This window comes from Nonomuraea sp. NPDC052129, assembly GCF_040680095.1.
Lineage (GTDB): Bacteria > Actinomycetota > Actinomycetes > Streptosporangiales > Streptosporangiaceae > Nonomuraea.
Genome location: NZ_JBFAVX010000067.1, coordinates 1 through 15056, shown reverse-complemented (window position 1 = coordinate 15056; position 15056 = coordinate 1). Strand labels below are relative to the sequence as shown.

15 protein-coding genes and 2 pseudogenes are annotated in these 15056 nt (G+C 68.7%); 9 read left to right on the top strand and 8 right to left on the bottom strand.

The annotated features are described in order from the left end of the window. A pseudogene (locus tag AB0L53_RS58690) lies at window positions 1-85 on the top strand (IS5/IS1182 family transposase); the annotation flags it as partial. Between the two features lie 620 nt (window positions 86-705). Here AB0L53_RS58690 and aceA read toward each other — a convergent pair. Further along, window positions 706-1992 (bottom strand): isocitrate lyase, encoded by a 1287-nt coding sequence (gene aceA, locus AB0L53_RS58685; protein WP_364015619.1) that lies wholly within the window; start codon window positions 1990-1992, stop codon window positions 706-708. Between the two features lie 291 nt (window positions 1993-2283). Here aceA and AB0L53_RS58680 point away from each other — a divergent pair, with 291 nt between their 5' ends. Further along, window positions 2284-3723 carry a helix-turn-helix domain-containing protein gene (locus AB0L53_RS58680; RefSeq protein WP_364015622.1) on the top strand — a complete coding sequence of 480 codons (1440 nt, stop codon included), beginning with the start codon at window positions 2284-2286 and terminating at the stop codon, window positions 3721-3723. Here the strand turns inward: AB0L53_RS58680 and AB0L53_RS58675 are convergent. Beyond that, window positions 3720-4376: a response regulator transcription factor gene (locus AB0L53_RS58675; RefSeq protein ID WP_357957377.1), complete on the bottom strand. Its 657-nt coding sequence runs from the start codon at window positions 4374-4376 to the stop codon at window positions 3720-3722. The genes AB0L53_RS58680 and AB0L53_RS58675 overlap by 4 nt on opposite strands. Next, on the bottom strand, window positions 4373-5512 hold the full coding sequence (locus AB0L53_RS58670; protein WP_364015615.1) for a HAMP domain-containing sensor histidine kinase: 1140 nt from the start codon (window positions 5510-5512) through the stop codon (window positions 4373-4375). The genes AB0L53_RS58675 and AB0L53_RS58670 overlap by 4 nt, the downstream gene beginning before the upstream one ends. Before the next feature lie 85 nt (window positions 5513-5597). On the opposite strand from AB0L53_RS58670, the gene AB0L53_RS58665 reads away from it, so the two are divergent. The 5 genes and pseudogenes from AB0L53_RS58665 (at window position 5598) to AB0L53_RS58645 (ending at window position 9756) form a co-directional block, all read left to right on the top strand. Beyond that, window positions 5598-7091: a hypothetical protein gene (locus AB0L53_RS58665; RefSeq protein WP_364015612.1), complete on the top strand. Its 1494-nt coding sequence runs from the start codon at window positions 5598-5600 to the stop codon at window positions 7089-7091. 67 nt (window positions 7092-7158) lie between these two features. Then, complete coding sequence (locus tag AB0L53_RS58660) at window positions 7159-7440, top strand: metal-sensitive transcriptional regulator (protein WP_364015609.1); 282 nt, start codon at window positions 7159-7161, stop codon at window positions 7438-7440. 18 nt (window positions 7441-7458) lie between these two features. Continuing rightward, a complete protein-coding gene (locus tag AB0L53_RS58655; protein ID WP_225297698.1) occupies window positions 7459-7668 on the top strand; it encodes a cation transporter in 210 nt (69 codons plus the stop codon). A gap of 103 nt (window positions 7669-7771) precedes the next feature. Then, window positions 7772-8399 (top strand): annotated as a pseudogene (locus tag AB0L53_RS58650) (heavy metal translocating P-type ATPase); the annotation flags it as partial. A 382-nt stretch (window positions 8400-8781) separates the two neighbouring features. Continuing rightward, on the top strand, window positions 8782-9756 hold the full coding sequence (locus AB0L53_RS58645; protein WP_364015606.1) for a hypothetical protein: 975 nt from the start codon (window positions 8782-8784) through the stop codon (window positions 9754-9756). Window positions 9757-10006: 250 nt separating this feature from the next. On the opposite strand, the gene AB0L53_RS58640 is transcribed toward AB0L53_RS58645, so the two are convergent. Next, the gene (locus tag AB0L53_RS58640; protein WP_364015603.1) at window positions 10007-10582 is read right to left on the bottom strand and encodes a TetR family transcriptional regulator; all 576 of its coding nucleotides are present in this window, start codon (window positions 10580-10582) and stop codon (window positions 10007-10009) included. Between the two features lie 238 nt (window positions 10583-10820). On the opposite strand from AB0L53_RS58640, the gene AB0L53_RS58635 reads away from it, so the two are divergent. Together AB0L53_RS58635 and AB0L53_RS58630 are read left to right on the top strand one after the other, a co-directional pair. After that, window positions 10821-11987, top strand: coding sequence for an MFS transporter (locus AB0L53_RS58635; protein WP_364015600.1), 1167 nt, complete (start codon window positions 10821-10823; stop codon window positions 11985-11987). 125 nt (window positions 11988-12112) lie between these two features. Beyond that, a complete protein-coding gene (locus AB0L53_RS58630; protein WP_364015597.1) occupies window positions 12113-13321 on the top strand; it encodes an acyl-CoA dehydrogenase family protein in 1209 nt (402 codons plus the stop codon). Window positions 13322-13390: 69 nt separating this feature from the next. On the opposite strand, the gene AB0L53_RS58625 is transcribed toward AB0L53_RS58630, so the two are convergent. The 4 genes from AB0L53_RS58625 to AB0L53_RS58610 all read right to left on the bottom strand — a co-directional run. Then, entirely contained in the window at window positions 13391-13675 is a 285-nt protein-coding gene (locus AB0L53_RS58625) for a hypothetical protein (protein ID WP_364015594.1), read from the bottom strand. A 337-nt stretch (window positions 13676-14012) separates the two neighbouring features. Further along, the gene (locus AB0L53_RS58620) at window positions 14013-14252 is read right to left on the bottom strand and encodes a hypothetical protein (RefSeq protein WP_364015591.1); all 240 of its coding nucleotides are present in this window, start codon (window positions 14250-14252) and stop codon (window positions 14013-14015) included. Between the two features lie 164 nt (window positions 14253-14416). After that, a complete protein-coding gene (locus tag AB0L53_RS58615) occupies window positions 14417-14599 on the bottom strand; it encodes a hypothetical protein (RefSeq protein WP_364015588.1) in 183 nt (60 codons plus the stop codon). Window positions 14600-14709: 110 nt separating this feature from the next. After that, on the bottom strand, window positions 14710-15056 hold a 347-nt coding region (locus AB0L53_RS58610; protein ID WP_364015585.1), incomplete at its 5' end, for a cytochrome P450.

Sequence of the window (15056 nt, the reverse complement as noted above, 5' to 3'; positions counted from 1 at the left end):
GCGCTGTTGTCCGCATCGCACGACCGCGCTCGTGCAGGCGAACCTCGTGCTGCAGCTCGTAGAAGAAGGCCGCTACTCAGGATGAAAAGGGCTCACTGCGACCGAGATCGTCAACGCGATCCTCGCCGTGCTGACGGCGCTCGGCGTGTACAACTCCGCCCGCCAACGCCTCTACACCGCAGCCGACCTCAGCGCCTACGCCACCAGCACCGACGCCACCCCACACAAGATCAACTCAGCGTGTTAATTCTCTGCAAGTCCTAAGCGTTGCGAGTGGAAGCGTCTGTGCAGCCGTTCGGAGGCTCCTCGGCAGCCATCGGGCGTCCTCATGTCTCGGTTGAGAGCTCAGCCTGAGCTGTTGGCCGCGCGGACTCGGGCTAGGCGCGCCGCCAGCAGTGAACAGAACCACCCCATCCACCGCCATCCGCTGCTCACGCGCCCACCGGAACGGCGAGCTCAGGTCGGTGCCGCCGACCACGACGCCGCAGCCGCCCCAGTTGCTCGACATAGCGGTCGATCACCAACCGATACCAAGACCGCGCCTGGCAAGAGGTGATCATGCGGATCTTCTGGTGCTCCGGTTCGTCCGGTTCCAGAGCGGATGGTGCGCACGAAAGTGGGCCGCGCCAGGCCGGGGGGAGACTGGCGCGGCCCATCGCCGGGGAACCATCCCATGCCCTGGAGGTGGCCGGCGAGATCGGAAAACTAGTGGGCGAACTGCTCTTCCTCCGTGGAGCCCCTGAGGGCGGTGGTGGAGGAGTCCGGGGCGATGGCGGTGCTGATCAGGTCGAAGTAGCCGGTGCCGACCTCGCGCTGGTGACGCGTGGCGGTGTAGCCGCGCGACTCGGCCGCGAACTCCGCCTCCTGCAGGTCCACGTACGCCGTCATGCCGTCCGAGGCGTACCCCTGAGCCAGGTTGAACATCGAGTAGTTCAGCGAGTGGAACCCGGCCAGCGTGATGAACTGGAACTTGTACCCCATGTGCCCCAGCTCCCGCTGGAACTTGGCGATCGTGGAGTCGTCCAGGTGCTTCTTCCAGTTGAACGACGGTGAGCAGTTGTAGGCCAGCATCTGGTCCGGGTACTCGGCCTTGATCGCCTCGGCGAACTCGCGGGCCACGTCGAGGTCGGGCGTACCGGTCTCCATCCAGAGCAGGTCGGAGTGCGGTGAGTAGGCCAAGCCGCGCGCGATGCACGCCTGGACGCCGTTGCGGACCCGGTAGAAGCCCTCGGCGGTCCGCTCGCCGGTGGCGAAGACCTGGTCGCGGGGGTCCACGTCACTGGTCAGGAGCGTCGCGGCCTGGGCGTCGGTCCGCGCGATGATCAGAGTCGGGACCCCGGCCACGTCGGCGGCCAGGCGGGCGGCGTTCAGCGTCTTGACGTGCTGGCCGGTCGGGATCAGCACCTTGCCGCCCAGGTGGCCGCACTTCTTCTCGGAGGCGAGCTGGTCCTCCCAGTGCACGCCCGCCGCACCCGCGGCGATCATGCCCTTCATGAGCTCGAAGGCGTTGAGCACGCCGCCGAACCCCGCCTCGGCGTCCGCCACGATCGGCGCGAGCCAGTGCGGGGCGTCCTGGAGGCCCTCCGACCAGGTGATCTGGTCGGCCCGCAGCAACGCGTTGTTGATCCGGCGCACGACGGCGGGCACGGAGTTCGCCGGGTACAGGCTCTGGTCCGGGTACGTCTGGCCGCCCAGGTTCGCGTCGGCCGCGACCTGCCAGCCGGACAGGTAAATGGCCTGAAGTCCGGCCTTCACCTGCTGCACCGCCTGGTTTCCGGTGAGCGCGCCGAGCGCGTGCACGTAGTCCTCGGTGTGCAGGAGGCCCCACAACCGCTCGGCTCCGCGCCGGGCCAGCGTGTGCTCCTCCTGGACGCTACCGCGAAGCTTGATCACGTCCTCGGCGCTGTAGGTCCGTTCGACGCCCGCCCAGCGATGGTCGTTGTCCCATTCGTCCTGCAGCTGCTCAGCAGCTCCCTTGAGGCGATCGTTCATTTTTCACTCCTTTGTCGTCCCCTGGGGCCTGTGCCGAGTCTGTGCCCGGGCCGACGTGGCAAAATAGCCTCCTTCGAGCAGAAGAAACAGCAAATTTCACGATATGTGAAGGTTTGTCCGTTGTTCAGCGGAGAATAAAAGGCAAGTTTTCCATATGGACTAGACCAATGTGATGGGACTCCAGGAGCCTGTGGCGCCCCCGGCACTCCGACCTCCGATGTCTAGAAAATGGCCGGAATTTCTGTCTAAGATGCTCGCATGGCGTCCTTGCTAGGCGAAGAACCGCTGTCTTTGACGCAGGAGCTTGATCTCATCGCGTTTGGGCAACGCCTTCGTCACCTGCGCAAACAGCGTGGCCTGACCCTCTCCGACCTGGGGACGCGAGTCAGCAGGGCGCCCAGCCAGCTGTCGCTGCTCGAGAACGGCAAGCGCGAACCGAAGCTCACGCTGCTCAAGTCGCTGGCCGCCGCCCTGGGCGTCCCCGTCGAGGAGTTGCTGCGCCGTCAGCCGCCCAACCGCCGCGCCCAGCTCGAGATCGCCCTGGAGGAGGCCCAGCGCGACCCGATCTACGCGAGCCTCGGCCTGCCCCGGCTCAAGGTCTCCGCGCGCGTGCCGAACGACGTGCTCGAACACCTCCTCGGCCTGTACGGAGAGCTGCGTGCCAGGCAGGCGCGAGGCACCGCCACCCCGGAAGAGGCCAGGGTCGCGAACGCCGAGCTGAGACGCCGGCAGCGCGAGGTCGGCAACTACTTCCCCGAGATCGAGAAGGCCGCCGCCGAGGCGCTGACCTCGGTCGGCTACCGCACCGGCGCCCTGTCCCAGAGCACGGTCCAGGGCCTCGTCACCCATTTCGGCTTCACGGTGCACACGGCTCAGGACCTCCCCAGATCCGTACGCTCCATCACCGACCTCCGCAACCGCCGCATCTACGTCAAGCACGAGCAGCTCGGCATGCACACTCCTCGGACGATCCTGCTGCAGACCCTCGGCCACCTCGCGCTCGGCCACGGCAAGCCGCGCGACTTCGCCGACTTCCTGCGTCAGCGCACCGAGGCCAACTACTTCGCCGCCGCCGTGCTCGTACCGGAGAAGGCCGCGGCCCTCTACCTGCAGGAGGCCAAGTCGGACCGGGCGCTGTCGGTGGAGGACCTGCGTGATGTGTTCGCGGTGTCCTATGAGATGGCCGCCCACCGCTTCACGAACCTGGCCACCCACCACCTCGATCTGGTCTGCCACTTCGTCCGCAACGACGCGGGCGGCACGATCTACAAGGCGTACGAGAACGACGGGATCGTCTTCCCCGCCGACGAGCAGGGGGCGATCGAGGGGCAGCGGATGTGCCTGCAGTGGTCGGGCCGCCAGGTGTTCTCCTCGCCGGACCGGTTCTCGGTGTTCTACCAGTACTCTGACTCGCCCACCGGCACCTATTTCTGCGTCGCGCACGTGGACCCGTCGCGGGAGCGGGACTTCGCGATCACGCTCGGGGTGCCGTTCAGGGAGTCGCGGTGGTTCCGGGGCAGGGAGACCACCAACCGCACCAAATCCAACTGCCCCAACGGCGACTGCTGCCGCCGCCCGCCCACCGAGCTGGCCGAACGCTGGGAGGGCTACGCCTGGCCCTCGGCCCGCGCCAACTCACACGTCCTGGCCGCCCTACCGCCGGGGTCGTTCCCCGGAGTGGACGAGGCCGACGTCTACACCTTCCTGGAACGGCACGCCGCAGTGATCTAGGCGAGCCGATAGCCCACGCCGGGGGTGGTGGTGATGACCGGTGGTTCGCCCAGCTTGCGGCGCAGCCGCCCGATGGTCACGGTCACGGTGTTGGTGAACGGGTCGGCGTTCTCGTCCCAGACCCGCTCCAGCAGCTCTTCGGCGCTGAGGAAGCCGGGGCTCGCCCGCAGCAGCGCCTGCAGCAGGGCGAACTCCTTCACCGAAAGGTTCAGCTGCCTTCCGTCGCGCACGGCGGTCCGGTGGATCGGGTCCAGCTCGATCCCGGCGGCGCGCAGGGTCCGCGGGCGCGCGTCCGGCCTGCGGCGGGCCAGCGCCTGGACGCGCAGGACCAGCTCCGGGAAGTGGAACGGCTTGGCGAGGTAGTCGTCGGCGCCGAGGGTCAGGCCGCTGACCCGGTCGCCGGGTGCCCCGGCCGCGGTCAGCATCAGCACCATCGGGCGGTCCGGCCGCTCGCTGATCATCTGGCAGAGCGTGTCGCCGTGCAGACCGGGCAGGTCGCGGTCCAGGACCACGACGTCGTACTCCGTGAGCTCCAGCTTGGCTGCGGCGCTCAGCCCGTCGTAGGTGATGTCGACCGCCATCCCTTGATCGCGCAGCCCCTCGGCGACGACCTCGGCGAGCGGCCGCGCGTCCTCGACCACCATGATCCTCATGCCGTCGCCCCGGCCGGCAACGCGATCGAGACCCTCAGGCCGCCCTGCGGCCGTGCGAGCAGGTCGAGCCGTCCGCCGTGCGCCGCCGCGATCGCCGCCACGATGGACAGCCCGAGGCCGGAGCCGTTCTCGGAGCCGGTGCGATCGGCGCCGAGCCGTTCGAAGGGCCTCGCGAGCCTGTCCACGTCCCCCTGGGCGAGGACGCGTCCGCCGGTCTGCACGACGAACCGGACCTCGGCGCCCTCTCGGACGGTCTCGGCGTGGATCCAGCCGTCCTCCTCGTTGTGCGCCACGGCGTTGTCGATCACGTTCTGCACCATCCGGGAGAGCAGCGCGGCATCGCCCCGGGCGTCCGCGGCCCGCAGCCGTGCGGTCACGTCCAGCCGTTTCGCCGCGATCCCGGCGGCATGGCCGGTCAGCGCCCGCGTGACCAGATCGTCAAGGTCGACGACGGCGGCCTCGGCCAGGGCGCCGTGCTGGGCCCGGGCCAGCACCAGGAAGCCGTTGAGCAGCTGATCCACCTGGTCCAGCTGGGTACGCAGCCGATCACCCACGACGAGCGTCTGCGCCGGCACGCCGGGCTTGGCGATGGCGACGTCCAGCGAGGCCCGCATGGTCGCCAGCGGGGTCCGCAGCTCGTGCGAGGCGTTGGCGACGAACCGGCGCTGGGCGGCGAACGACGCCTCCAGACGTTCCAGCAGGCCGTCGATGGTGTCGGCGAGGTCCTTCACCTCGTCGGCCGGGCCGCTGACGGCCAGCCGCCGGTCCAGGTTGTCGGCGGAGATGCGCCGGGTCGCCGCGGTGATCAGCCGCAGCGGGCGCAGCACCCGGCGGGCCAGCGCCCGGCCGACCAGCAGGGACACGATCGCCATCACCACCAGCGCGAGCAGGGAGCCGACCAGCAGCTGCCGGGACTGGTTCGCCTCCGTGTCGCCCAGTTGCCGCTGCAACTGGAGAATGTGCCGCTGTGCCCCGGTCATGCCGTCGCCGCCCGGCGGGGGCGGTCCCACGGAGGCGACCTCGGTGTCGGACAACACGAAGGTCAGGGCCAGCAGCACGACGCCGGACAGCAGGAACACCCCGGCGTACAAGATCGTGAACCGGGCCCCCACCGTGCCCTTACGCAGCCTGATCACGCCCTCAGCATGCCCGAACGGACCTAACAACGGTATGACAGGCCCGGTTCGGGTGATGTTAGCCCCGCGCCCATAGAACGAGCGCATGCTGAGCACTCAACTCCTCCACCGTGAATGGACGGCCTTCCGCCGTCCCGGCCGCCTGATCGCCCTGGCGGTGGCGGCCTTCATCGTGATCGCCATGGGCCTGGTCTTCACCTCCACGGTCGACTGCGGCGATCCCTGCCCGGTCGCTCCGACCGCCGCGGACGGCTCGATCGTCAATGACCAGTTCTGGTTCCACCACCGCGACCTCGGTCCGAACGGCGTCATCACCGTGCGGATGACCTCGATGACCGGCACGATCACCTACCCTCCGCCGAACCACGACCAGATCGTCTCCGGCCTGGTGCCGTGGGCCAAGGCCGGGATCATCATCAAGGACGGCGTCCGGCAGGGCTCCTCGTACGCGGCGCTCATGATGACCGGCCACCACGGCGTACGGATGCAGGACGGCTACCGGCACGACATCGCCGGGAGCGCGGGCGGCCTGTCGCCGGGATCCCCGCGTTGGCTGCGGCTGACGCGGTCCGGGGACACCATCGCCGGCGCGGAGTCCACCGACGGCCGGAGCTGGCAGACGGTCGGGACGGTACGCCTGGCGGGCCTGCCGGAGACGGTGCAGGCCGGCCTGTTCGCCACCTCACCCGGCGACCTCACGTTACGGGAGGTCGGACTCGGCGGTGCCATCGAGGAGGTCCGGTTCACGCAGGCCACCGGGGTCTTCGACCACGTCGAAGTGACCGGCGACAGGAACGTGGCGGGCGCGTCCGGCGGAAAGTGGCGCAGCGAGGCCGTCGGCGGGATGAACCATACCGACTGGGAGAAGTACCACACCGCCTCCGGCACGGTCGAGAAGGACGGCGTCATCAGCGTGAGCGGGACCGGCGACATCGGCCCGAGCGAGGGCGGCATGACCGTCACGACCGCGCTGTTCGGTCTGGTGATCGCACTGATCATCGTCCTGGTCGTGGCCGCCCGGTTCGGCGCCCGGTCCGGCACACCCGCCTCACGCCCGGTCCTGGCCGCGCGGGCCGTGGTGGCCGGCGGCGCGATCTTCGTGGCCGGGCTCATCGCCGTCGGCGTGGCGGTGACACTCGGCTTGGCGATCCTGACCGGTAAGGGCGTCAACCTGCAGCCGCTGTCACCGGTGACCGGCGCCCGGGTCGTCATCGGCCTTGCGACGGTGCTCGCGCTGTGCGGTGTGCTGGCGTACGGGATCGGGGTCCTGCTGCGGCGCGGCTGGGCGGCGATCCTGCTCGCGCTGGCGCTCGTCGCCGTGCCCTACACGGTGGCCGCGCTGCCGCTGCTGCCCGACACCGTGGCGCAATGGCTGCTGCGGCTCACCCCGGCCGCGGGCTTCGCCGTCCAGCAGACGGCGTTGGAGTATCCGCAGGTGACCGCGCACTACGCGCCGTCCGCCGGATACTACCCGCTGCCCGGTTGGGCCGGCTTCGCCGTGCTGTGCGCGTACACGCTGGCGGTGCTGTGGCCGGCCGCGAAGCGTACCCCGGCCGGGCCACCCGCGAACTGGCGATAGCGTCCGGCGCGCATAGGGTAGGGGGGTATGGTAGCGTCAACGGCAGAGCGCGGGAGAGGAGCGGCGAATGGCCGGCTACGCCGACAACAAGCAGGACCACCAGCGGCGGTTGCGCCGGGTCGAAGGCCAGGTGCGTGGCCTGCAGCGGATGGTCGAGGACGACAAATACTGCATCGACATCCTCACGCAGGTCTCGGCGGCCACCAGCGCCCTGCAGTCGTTCGCCCTGTCCCTGCTCGAAGAGCACCTGAGTCACTGCGTCGCCGAAGCCACCCTCCAGGGTGGTCCCGAGGCCCAGGCCAAGGTCAAAGAGGCCAGTGACGCCATCGCCCGACTTGTTCGTTCCTGACCCGGAAGGTTGATCGATATGAGCACCGCCACCTACACCGTCAAGGGCATGACCTGCGGCCACTGCGTGAGCTCGGTCAAGGAAGAGGTCGGCGAGGTCGCCGGAGTCACCTCCGTCGAGGTGGACCTGGCCAGCGGACTGCTGACCGTGGACAGTGAGGGCCTGATCGATGAGGCGAAGATCGTCGCCGCCGTCAAGGAGGCCGGCTACGAAGTGGCGAACCAGTGACGAACACCGCGGCGAAACTCCGCGCCTACGCCTTGGGGCCGGCCGAGGAACGGTGAAGACCTCCCTCGCCGACGGCAACGCCGTCGAGCTGTCGATCGGCGGCATGACCTGCGCGTCCTGCGCCAATCGGATCGAGCGCAAGCTCAACAAGCTCGACGGCGTGACGGCGATGGTCAACTACGCGACGGAGAAGGCGAAGGTCATCTTCCCCGACGGCGTCGACCCGCGGATGCTGATCAGCGAGATGGAGAAGGCGGGCTACAGCGCCGCGCTGCCCGCCTCACCCGCCGCCCCGGCGGGGGACGACGACGGACACGCTCGTCTCGGTCGACACGCTGGCCGCGCTCGGCTGGTCGCTGTGGGCACTGTGCTTCGGTACGGTCGGCACGCCCGGCATGACGCACCCGTTCGACTTCACCATCCAGCGCACCGACGGCTCCGGGAACATCTACCTGGAGGCGGCGGCCGGGGTGACGGCGTTCATCCTGGCCAGGCGCTACTTCGAGGCGCGTTCTGAGCGCCGCGCCGGAGCCGCCCTGCGGGCGCTGATGGAGCTGGGCGCCAAGGAGGTCTCGGTCCTGCGCGACGGCGCCGAGACCCGCGTTCCCGCCGACCGGATCGAGGTGAGCGACACCTTCGTCGTACGGCCGGGCGAGAAGATCGCCACCGACGGTGTGATCGAGGAGGGTTCCTCGGCCGTCGACGCCTCGATGCTGACGCTGTCGACCATCAAGGGCAACCTGTTCTGGGCGTTCGCCTACAACGTGGCCGCCCTGCCGCTGGCGGCGCTCGGGCTGCTCAACCCGATGATCGCGGGTGCGGCGATGGCGTTCTCGAGCGTCTTCGTGGTGAGCAACAGCCTGCGGCTGCGGCGCTTCGGGCAACGAAGATCGGAAGGTGCCGCCCAGCCGGTCGGCGTAGAGCATTTTTTCGCGAACATCGGTTCGGAAGCGGAACGGAAGAGAAGCGGAAGTCCGATCTCGTAGCCTCCACAGATGTCGGCCATGACCAGGTAAGAGAAGCGCTGACCGAGCGCCGGTGCCTGGTGGCGACGCCCCCGGCAAGGGGATCAGGCCACGTCATGGAGGTTTTGCGATCAGTAGACGTCAGCTCATGCGGACGGTCGCGGTCGGCCTGCCGGCCGCCGTGTTGGGCGGGACGGTTTCGCAAGTGTCCACTGCGCAAGCGCGCTCAGGGACGGGATCAATCGCCACCGAAGGGTACGAGCCGCCTGTGTGCGCTCCGGGCAGTGGCAAGATCATCCAATGGGGTCCGTACAACGCCCCGGCAGTGCCAGAGGCCGGGTTGTCGGGAGTAACCGCCATCTCGACCGGAGCATGCGCGAACCTGTACAACCTGATGCTCAAGGACGGGCGGGTGACCCTCTGGGGAAACCTCAACCTCAATGACCGCAACCAGCAAAGGTTGTCTCGAGTGCCTGTCGCGGTGACCAAGGACGTCACGGCCATCGCGACAGCCGGCCCGTATGCCTTCGCGCTCAGAGACGGTGGCGTGATCGTCTGGGGCGGTACCCACGACACCCAGCTGTCCCTCCCCGAAGCGGCGAAATCCGGTGTCACCGCGATCACCGGCGCGAACGGTGGAAACTCCTACGGCCTCTTTCTCAAGGACGGCGGCGTCATCCAATGGAATGGATATGTCGCCGTGCCCGACGAAGCGAAGGAGGGTATCGTCGCGATGTCCGCGAGAAGCCATGCTCTCGCGCTGCGGGAGGACGGCCGCGTCATCACCTGGGGGCCTGACCTTCCCGCGAACCTGACGGTGCCCGCCGAAGCACAGTCCGGTGTCACCGCCATCTCCGCGGGCGCCGGTTTCAGCCTCGCTCTCAAAAATGGTGCCGTGATCGCATGGGGTGGCAACGACTACGGACAACTGGAAGTCCCGTACGAGGCACAGTCCGATGTTGTCGCGATCTCCGCCGGAGTCTGGGCCAGCATGGCGCTGACCGCCAGCGGCAAGATCGTCACGTGGGCGTACAACTTCTACGGGCAACTCGACATCCCCGCTGAGGCGCATTGTGGGGCGAGCGCCATCTCGTGCGGGTACGTCTGCATGGTGCTGCTGTGATGGAACGGTCGCGACTCGCCGCGTAGCGAGCGATCAAGAACTCCATGTCCTGGATGGCGTCCGGCGGCATCGGGTACCAGGGCGCGGCCGCTGCACACGACGGCCGCGCCCTCATTGGGTTCGGCGGGACTTTTCGCCGTCTTGTTGCGGCGCCCGGCCCTGTGCGGGCTCAGCGGCCGTATTCCTGGAGGCCCCAAGCCCTGGTCGGCGGGTGGGGCCCACCGGGCTTGCCGTACAAGAGAAATGGTCCTTAAGGGCGCGCGGCCAGGGCGGCGGCCTGGTCGCGGAGGGCGCGGCGGCCCGCGGGGGAGTCGGCGTCCTCGCCCAGGATGATGCGCGCGAGCTGCGGCATCATCGACTGGAACAACGCCAGCCCCGTCAGCAGGAACAACCTGCGCGCCGTCGCCGCGTCCGGCTCCTCGCCCCGGCCCTCGGCGAGCGAGGCCGTCTTGCGCGCGCAGCGCTCGACGCGGGCCTCCTGGCCGGGCAGCAGGTCCTGGCCGCGGTAGTTGAGCGCCTCCCACATCAGCAGGCGCACCAGGTCGGGGTGCTCGTGGTAGTAGTCGGTCAGCTTGGCCACATAGTCGCCCGGATCGGCGCCCGGCAGCGCGATCTGCGCGGTCAGATCGTCGAGCGCCTCGGTGATGACGGCGTCGAACAGCTTCTCCTTGCTGCCGAAATGCCCGTAGATGCGCTCCTTGTTGACGCCCGCGCGCTCGGCGATGCGATCCACGCGGGCGCCCGCGACGCCGTACGCGGCGAACTCCCCCCGCGCGGCCTCCAGTAGGGCGGCTCGGGTGGCGGCGGTCGAGACCTTGGGTGCCATGGTGTCCATCTTGCCACGACCAACTGGTTGGTTGCAATCCAACCGTCTGGTTGACATCCAACTAGTTGGTTGGCTACCGTCCCGGCACATGGCTATCTCCTTTCCTCGTGTGATCCGCGGCCGGAGCGCCGCCCGCCCAAGCCCGCGTCCGGCGCCGGCCACTTGCGATCGAGCCGCGCCAACGTCGGTTCCTCGCGACGCTGCGGGTTCCCTTTCGACTGTCATCGCTCGTGAGCGTGTGCGGGCCGAACCCGCCCCGGCTGTCGCGCGGTTCGGGCGGACGATGGTGGCCTTCGTGCTCACCGCGGTCCTGGTCAGTGGCCAGCTGTACGTCGTGATCCCGCTCCTGCACGACATGGCGGCCGGTTGGGGTGCGTCCACCGGCGCCTTGACCTGGTTGGTCACCGCCTTCGGCATCGGGTACGGCGTTGGCTTCCTGGTGTTCGGTCCGTTGTCCGACCGGTTCGGGCGCAGGCGGCTACTCCTGCTGGGACTGCCGCTGGCCGCCGTCACCACCGCGCTGGTGGCGTTGAGTCCCTCGCCGGAGGCGGCCTTCGTACTGCGGGCGCTGCAAGGGGTGGCCGTGGCGATGTTCCCGCCGGCGGGCATGGCGTACCTGGCCGAACGGGTCGAGCCCAGGCGCAGGGTCGTGGCGATCGCCGCGGTGACCGGCGCGTTCCTCGCCTCGGCCGTACTTCTGCAGGTCGCCGCCCAACTGCTGGTGGGCGTGCTCGGCTGGCGGGGGCTGTTCGGGCTGTCGGCGGCCGGGTTCGCGCTGGCCGCGCTCGGGCTGCGCACCGTCATGCTGCCCGACCTGCCGCGGGAGGGGTCGGGGTCGCTGTTGTCGGTGTACCGGTCGGTGCCGGGGCTGCTGTTCGACCGGGTGTTGGTGCTGCGGTACGTCGCGACGATCGTGCTGATGGTCGGCTTCGTGGCTGTCTATACGGGATTGCAGATCTATGGCATGGCATCGCCGAGCGAACTGCTCCTCCTGCGCGCCGGTGGCCTGCCCTCGATCGTGCTCGTACCGCTGCTCATGCCCTGGCTGGGCCGGATCTCAGCGACCACGCGGGCCGTGGCGCTGCTGTTCGCGGGGGCCGTCGCGCTGGCCGTCATCGGCTGGACGGCCGCCGCCGCACTCGGGCTGGTGCTCCTGCTCGCCGTCTATGTCGCCTCGATCACCGGTGGCCTGCCGAGCCTCAACGAAGCGGTCTCCGCGCGGGCGGGACGAGCGCGTGGCACGGCGCTGGCGCTGTTCTCCTTCGCCCTGGCCGTCGGTGGCAGCGTCGGCCCGCAGGTGGCCGCCGCGTTCGGCGGGTTCGGCCCGCTCATGTACGGCCTGGCGATCGCGATGGCCTTGGCCGCCGCGGCCGTACTGGCCTCGACCCTGTCCCGCGGCCGCTGACGAGCGGGCTTCCGGAGACGGGCTACTGGCCGGTAGGGTGTTACCAGCGGTAACGGCTGGCTGTGTGTGGCCATACCGTGAGTGTGGTCTTGGGTGTTTGGCGGGATTTTTCAGGGAGTAACAGCATGGGCGGCTTCTGTCCGGAGTTAGGCGACGACGTCGCCGAGGTGCGGGACTGGGTGCATACGTTCGCCCGCGACGTGATCCGCCCAGCAGGCGCGGAGTGGGACGAACGCGAACAGACCCCCTGGCCCGTCATCCAGGAGGCCGCCAAGATCGGCCTGTACTCGCTGGACTTCTTCGCCACCCAATGGTTCGAGGAGAGCGGCCTGGCGCTGCCGGTGGCGTTCGAGGAGATCTTCTGGGGCGACGCGGGCATCGGCCTGTCCATCGTCGGCACCGGCCTGGCCGCCGCCGCCCTGTCCGCGAACGGCACGCCGGAGCAGATGGGGGAGTGGCTCCCGCAGATGTTCGGCACGGAGAACGACGTCAAGCTTGGCGCCTTCTGCGCCTCGGAACCGGACGCGGGCTCCGACATCGGCTCGATCCGTACCCGTGCGGTGTACTCCGGCGGCGACTGGATCCTGAACGGCGTCAAGACCTGGGCCACCAACGGCGGCATCGCGAACGTCCACGTGGTCGTCGCCTCTGTCGAACCGTCGCTGGGCACCCGAGGCCAGGCCACTTTCGTCATCCCACCCGGCACCCCCGGCTTGTCGATGGGGCAGAAGTTCCGCAAACACGGCATCCGCGCCTCCCACACCGCTGAGGTCGTCCTGGACGACGTCCGCGTCCCCGGCTCCTGCCTCCTCGGCGGCAAGGACAAACTCGACGCCCGCCTAGCCCGCGTCCGCAACGGCGGACGCGCCGGCGAGCAGGCGGCGATGCGTACCTTCGAAACCACCCGCCCGTCGGTGGCCGCGATGGCCGTCGGCATCGCCAGAGCCGCCTTCGAGTACGCCAGGGACTACGCGCGGGAACGCGAGCAGTTCGGCCGCAAGATCGGCGAGAACCAGGCGATCGCCTTCCTCCTCGCCGACATGGCGACCCGCGTGGACACGGCCCGCCTGCTCACCTGGCGCGCGGCCTGGATGGCCCGGATGGGCCGGCAGTTCGGACAGGCGGAGGGCTCGATGTCGAAACTGGTGGCGGGGGAGACGGCGGTGTGGGTGACGGAGCAGGCGATCCAGATCCTGGGCGGGGCGGGGTACACGCGGGAACATCCAGTGGAACGCTTCCACCGGGATGCCAAGATCTACACCATTTTCGAGGGTACGTCCGAGATCCAGCGGTTGATCATCGGCCGCGCTGTCACTGGATTGCCGGTGCGCTGAGGAGGAGAGGCGCCGCCGCGCCCGCGGGGCGGCAACCAGCGGCCAGTAGCGACCGGAGGCTGGTCCGCGCTAGCTGATGCTGTTGACCCAGATGCCAATAGGAATGGACAGCAGTCCGCCGATTACGGCGCCAATGATGAGAAGCGTCCACTCGCGGCGTCGTTGGCGGAGGCGTTCGAGGCGGGCTGCATTCTCAGCCTGCTGGACGACCGCGTGAGCGATCTTGGCGATTTGTATGTCGCTCAGCACCGCCGTGTCGGGAACGGCCTTACGGATCGCTCCACGGAGTTGGCCGAAGAAGTTCGCTGGGCTGACAGCCTGCTTTAAGAGGTACCAGTTGTCCACGGCTTCCATTCTCGCCATGTGAGACCGGACTTGGGAGAGAAGTCGTCGGACTCGCCGAGCCCAGCGTGCAAGGTCAAACCTCGTCCCGTGATTCTGGTGTTCGGGGGTGGGTGTCCCCTTCGCTGGCGAAGTCGGCTGCTGCTCGGCCGGCACGGGTGGGTTAGCGGCTGCAGCGGTTGCTGGCGGGCCTGGACATGGTCGTCGCGTAGGGGGTCTTCGCTCAGGGGCCCGGCGGTACCCGTAGTAGCTGTGAGTTTCTTCAGGGAACTCACAGCTCATCTCTTGCCAGGTACGTGACGCGTCCCGCGCGACGAGTGAACGAAGGACCGGAACGCGCCACTCCGGCTCAGTGGTACTCGTGCCAAACTCCGCCCTGGCACACATAGCCGGGCATGTTGCCCATGAAGCGGTCCCACCTCGGCGGGATGTTGTACCCCTCAGGGAATACCTCGCTGGACAGTAGGTTGAGGCTGCGGCAGTCGACGGGCATGGCGTTAGCCGCAGGAGCGATGCACAAGATGCTGCCGGCGGCAGCGGCGGTCAGGGCGGCGGCGGCGAGTCGTCGCGATTTCAGGATGGTGGACAACGCACTTCCCTTCTCTTTCTCTGAGTGGATATCTGATAACGGAGAGTAGCAGCAAGGTGATCATCGGCCATTGTGGCGACCATCAACGGAATGTTCGTGTCACCCAGGCCCTGGCCTGCGAAATGACCACAGCGAAACCGCGGGCAGACGACACCACGGCAAGATCAATCGGCCTCAAGCGCGTCGCCGTCGAGCTTGCCGTCCAAGCGCAGCGCGGTCCTGATCGAATCCTGGGCGACCTCCCGAGGCACTTTCAGGCGGCGCTCGGCTTCGCCGAGGATCTCGCCGGCGGTGTGCATGGCGGTGCGGAGGTGGTGGCGGATCAGCCAGCCGAGTTCGTGGACCACGTCGGTGACCGCGGCCTGGGTGCGCCAGCGCAGTGCCCAGCGTTTGCCGCGCTCCGGGTTCTCCCACAGGGTGCCGGCAAACCTAAGTCCGGCTTTTCAGGCGCAAGACACTAGGCTTCGTCCCAGGTCACCGGTAGGCGATGTACACCGTAGATCGCCATGTCGGTGCGCAGGGGGACCTCCTCGTGAGGGACGGCCAGGCGCAGGGTCGGGAACCGCTGGAACAGCGCCGGGAACGCGACCTGCATCTCGACGCGGGCCAGCTGCTGGCCCAGGCACTGGTGGATGCCGTGGCCGAACGCCATGTGGCCGGTGGCCTGGCGGCGCAGGTCGAGCGTGTCGGGGTGAGGGAAGCGGTCTGGGTCGCGGTTGGCCGCGGGTATCGACACGACGAGCGTCTGCCCCGCTTTGACCAGTTCCCCGCCGAGCTCGATGTCCTCCAGCGCGGTCCGTATCG

Coding starts and splice junctions, on each gene's coding strand:
- AB0L53_RS58640 (WP_364015603.1), bottom strand. CDS start 10,582: ATGGCACCCAAGGTCTCGACCGCCGCCACCCGAGCCGCCCTACTGGAG.
- AB0L53_RS58630 (WP_364015597.1), top strand. CDS start 12,113: ATGGGCGGCTTCTGTCCGGAGTTAGGCGACGACGTCGCCGAGGTGCGG.
- aceA (WP_364015619.1), bottom strand. CDS start 1,992: ATGAACGATCGCCTCAAGGGAGCTGCTGAGCAGCTGCAGGACGAATGG.
- AB0L53_RS58675 (WP_357957377.1), bottom strand. CDS start 4,376: ATGAGGATCATGGTGGTCGAGGACGCGCGGCCGCTCGCCGAGGTCGTC.
- AB0L53_RS58625 (WP_364015594.1), bottom strand. CDS start 13,675: ATGGAAGCCGTGGACAACTGGTACCTCTTAAAGCAGGCTGTCAGCCCA.
- AB0L53_RS58665 (WP_364015612.1), top strand. CDS start 5,598: ATGCTGAGCACTCAACTCCTCCACCGTGAATGGACGGCCTTCCGCCGT.
- AB0L53_RS58655 (WP_225297698.1), top strand. CDS start 7,459: ATGAGCACCGCCACCTACACCGTCAAGGGCATGACCTGCGGCCACTGC.
- AB0L53_RS58660 (WP_364015609.1), top strand. CDS start 7,159: ATGGCCGGCTACGCCGACAACAAGCAGGACCACCAGCGGCGGTTGCGC.
- AB0L53_RS58645 (WP_364015606.1), top strand. CDS start 8,782: ATGCGGACGGTCGCGGTCGGCCTGCCGGCCGCCGTGTTGGGCGGGACG.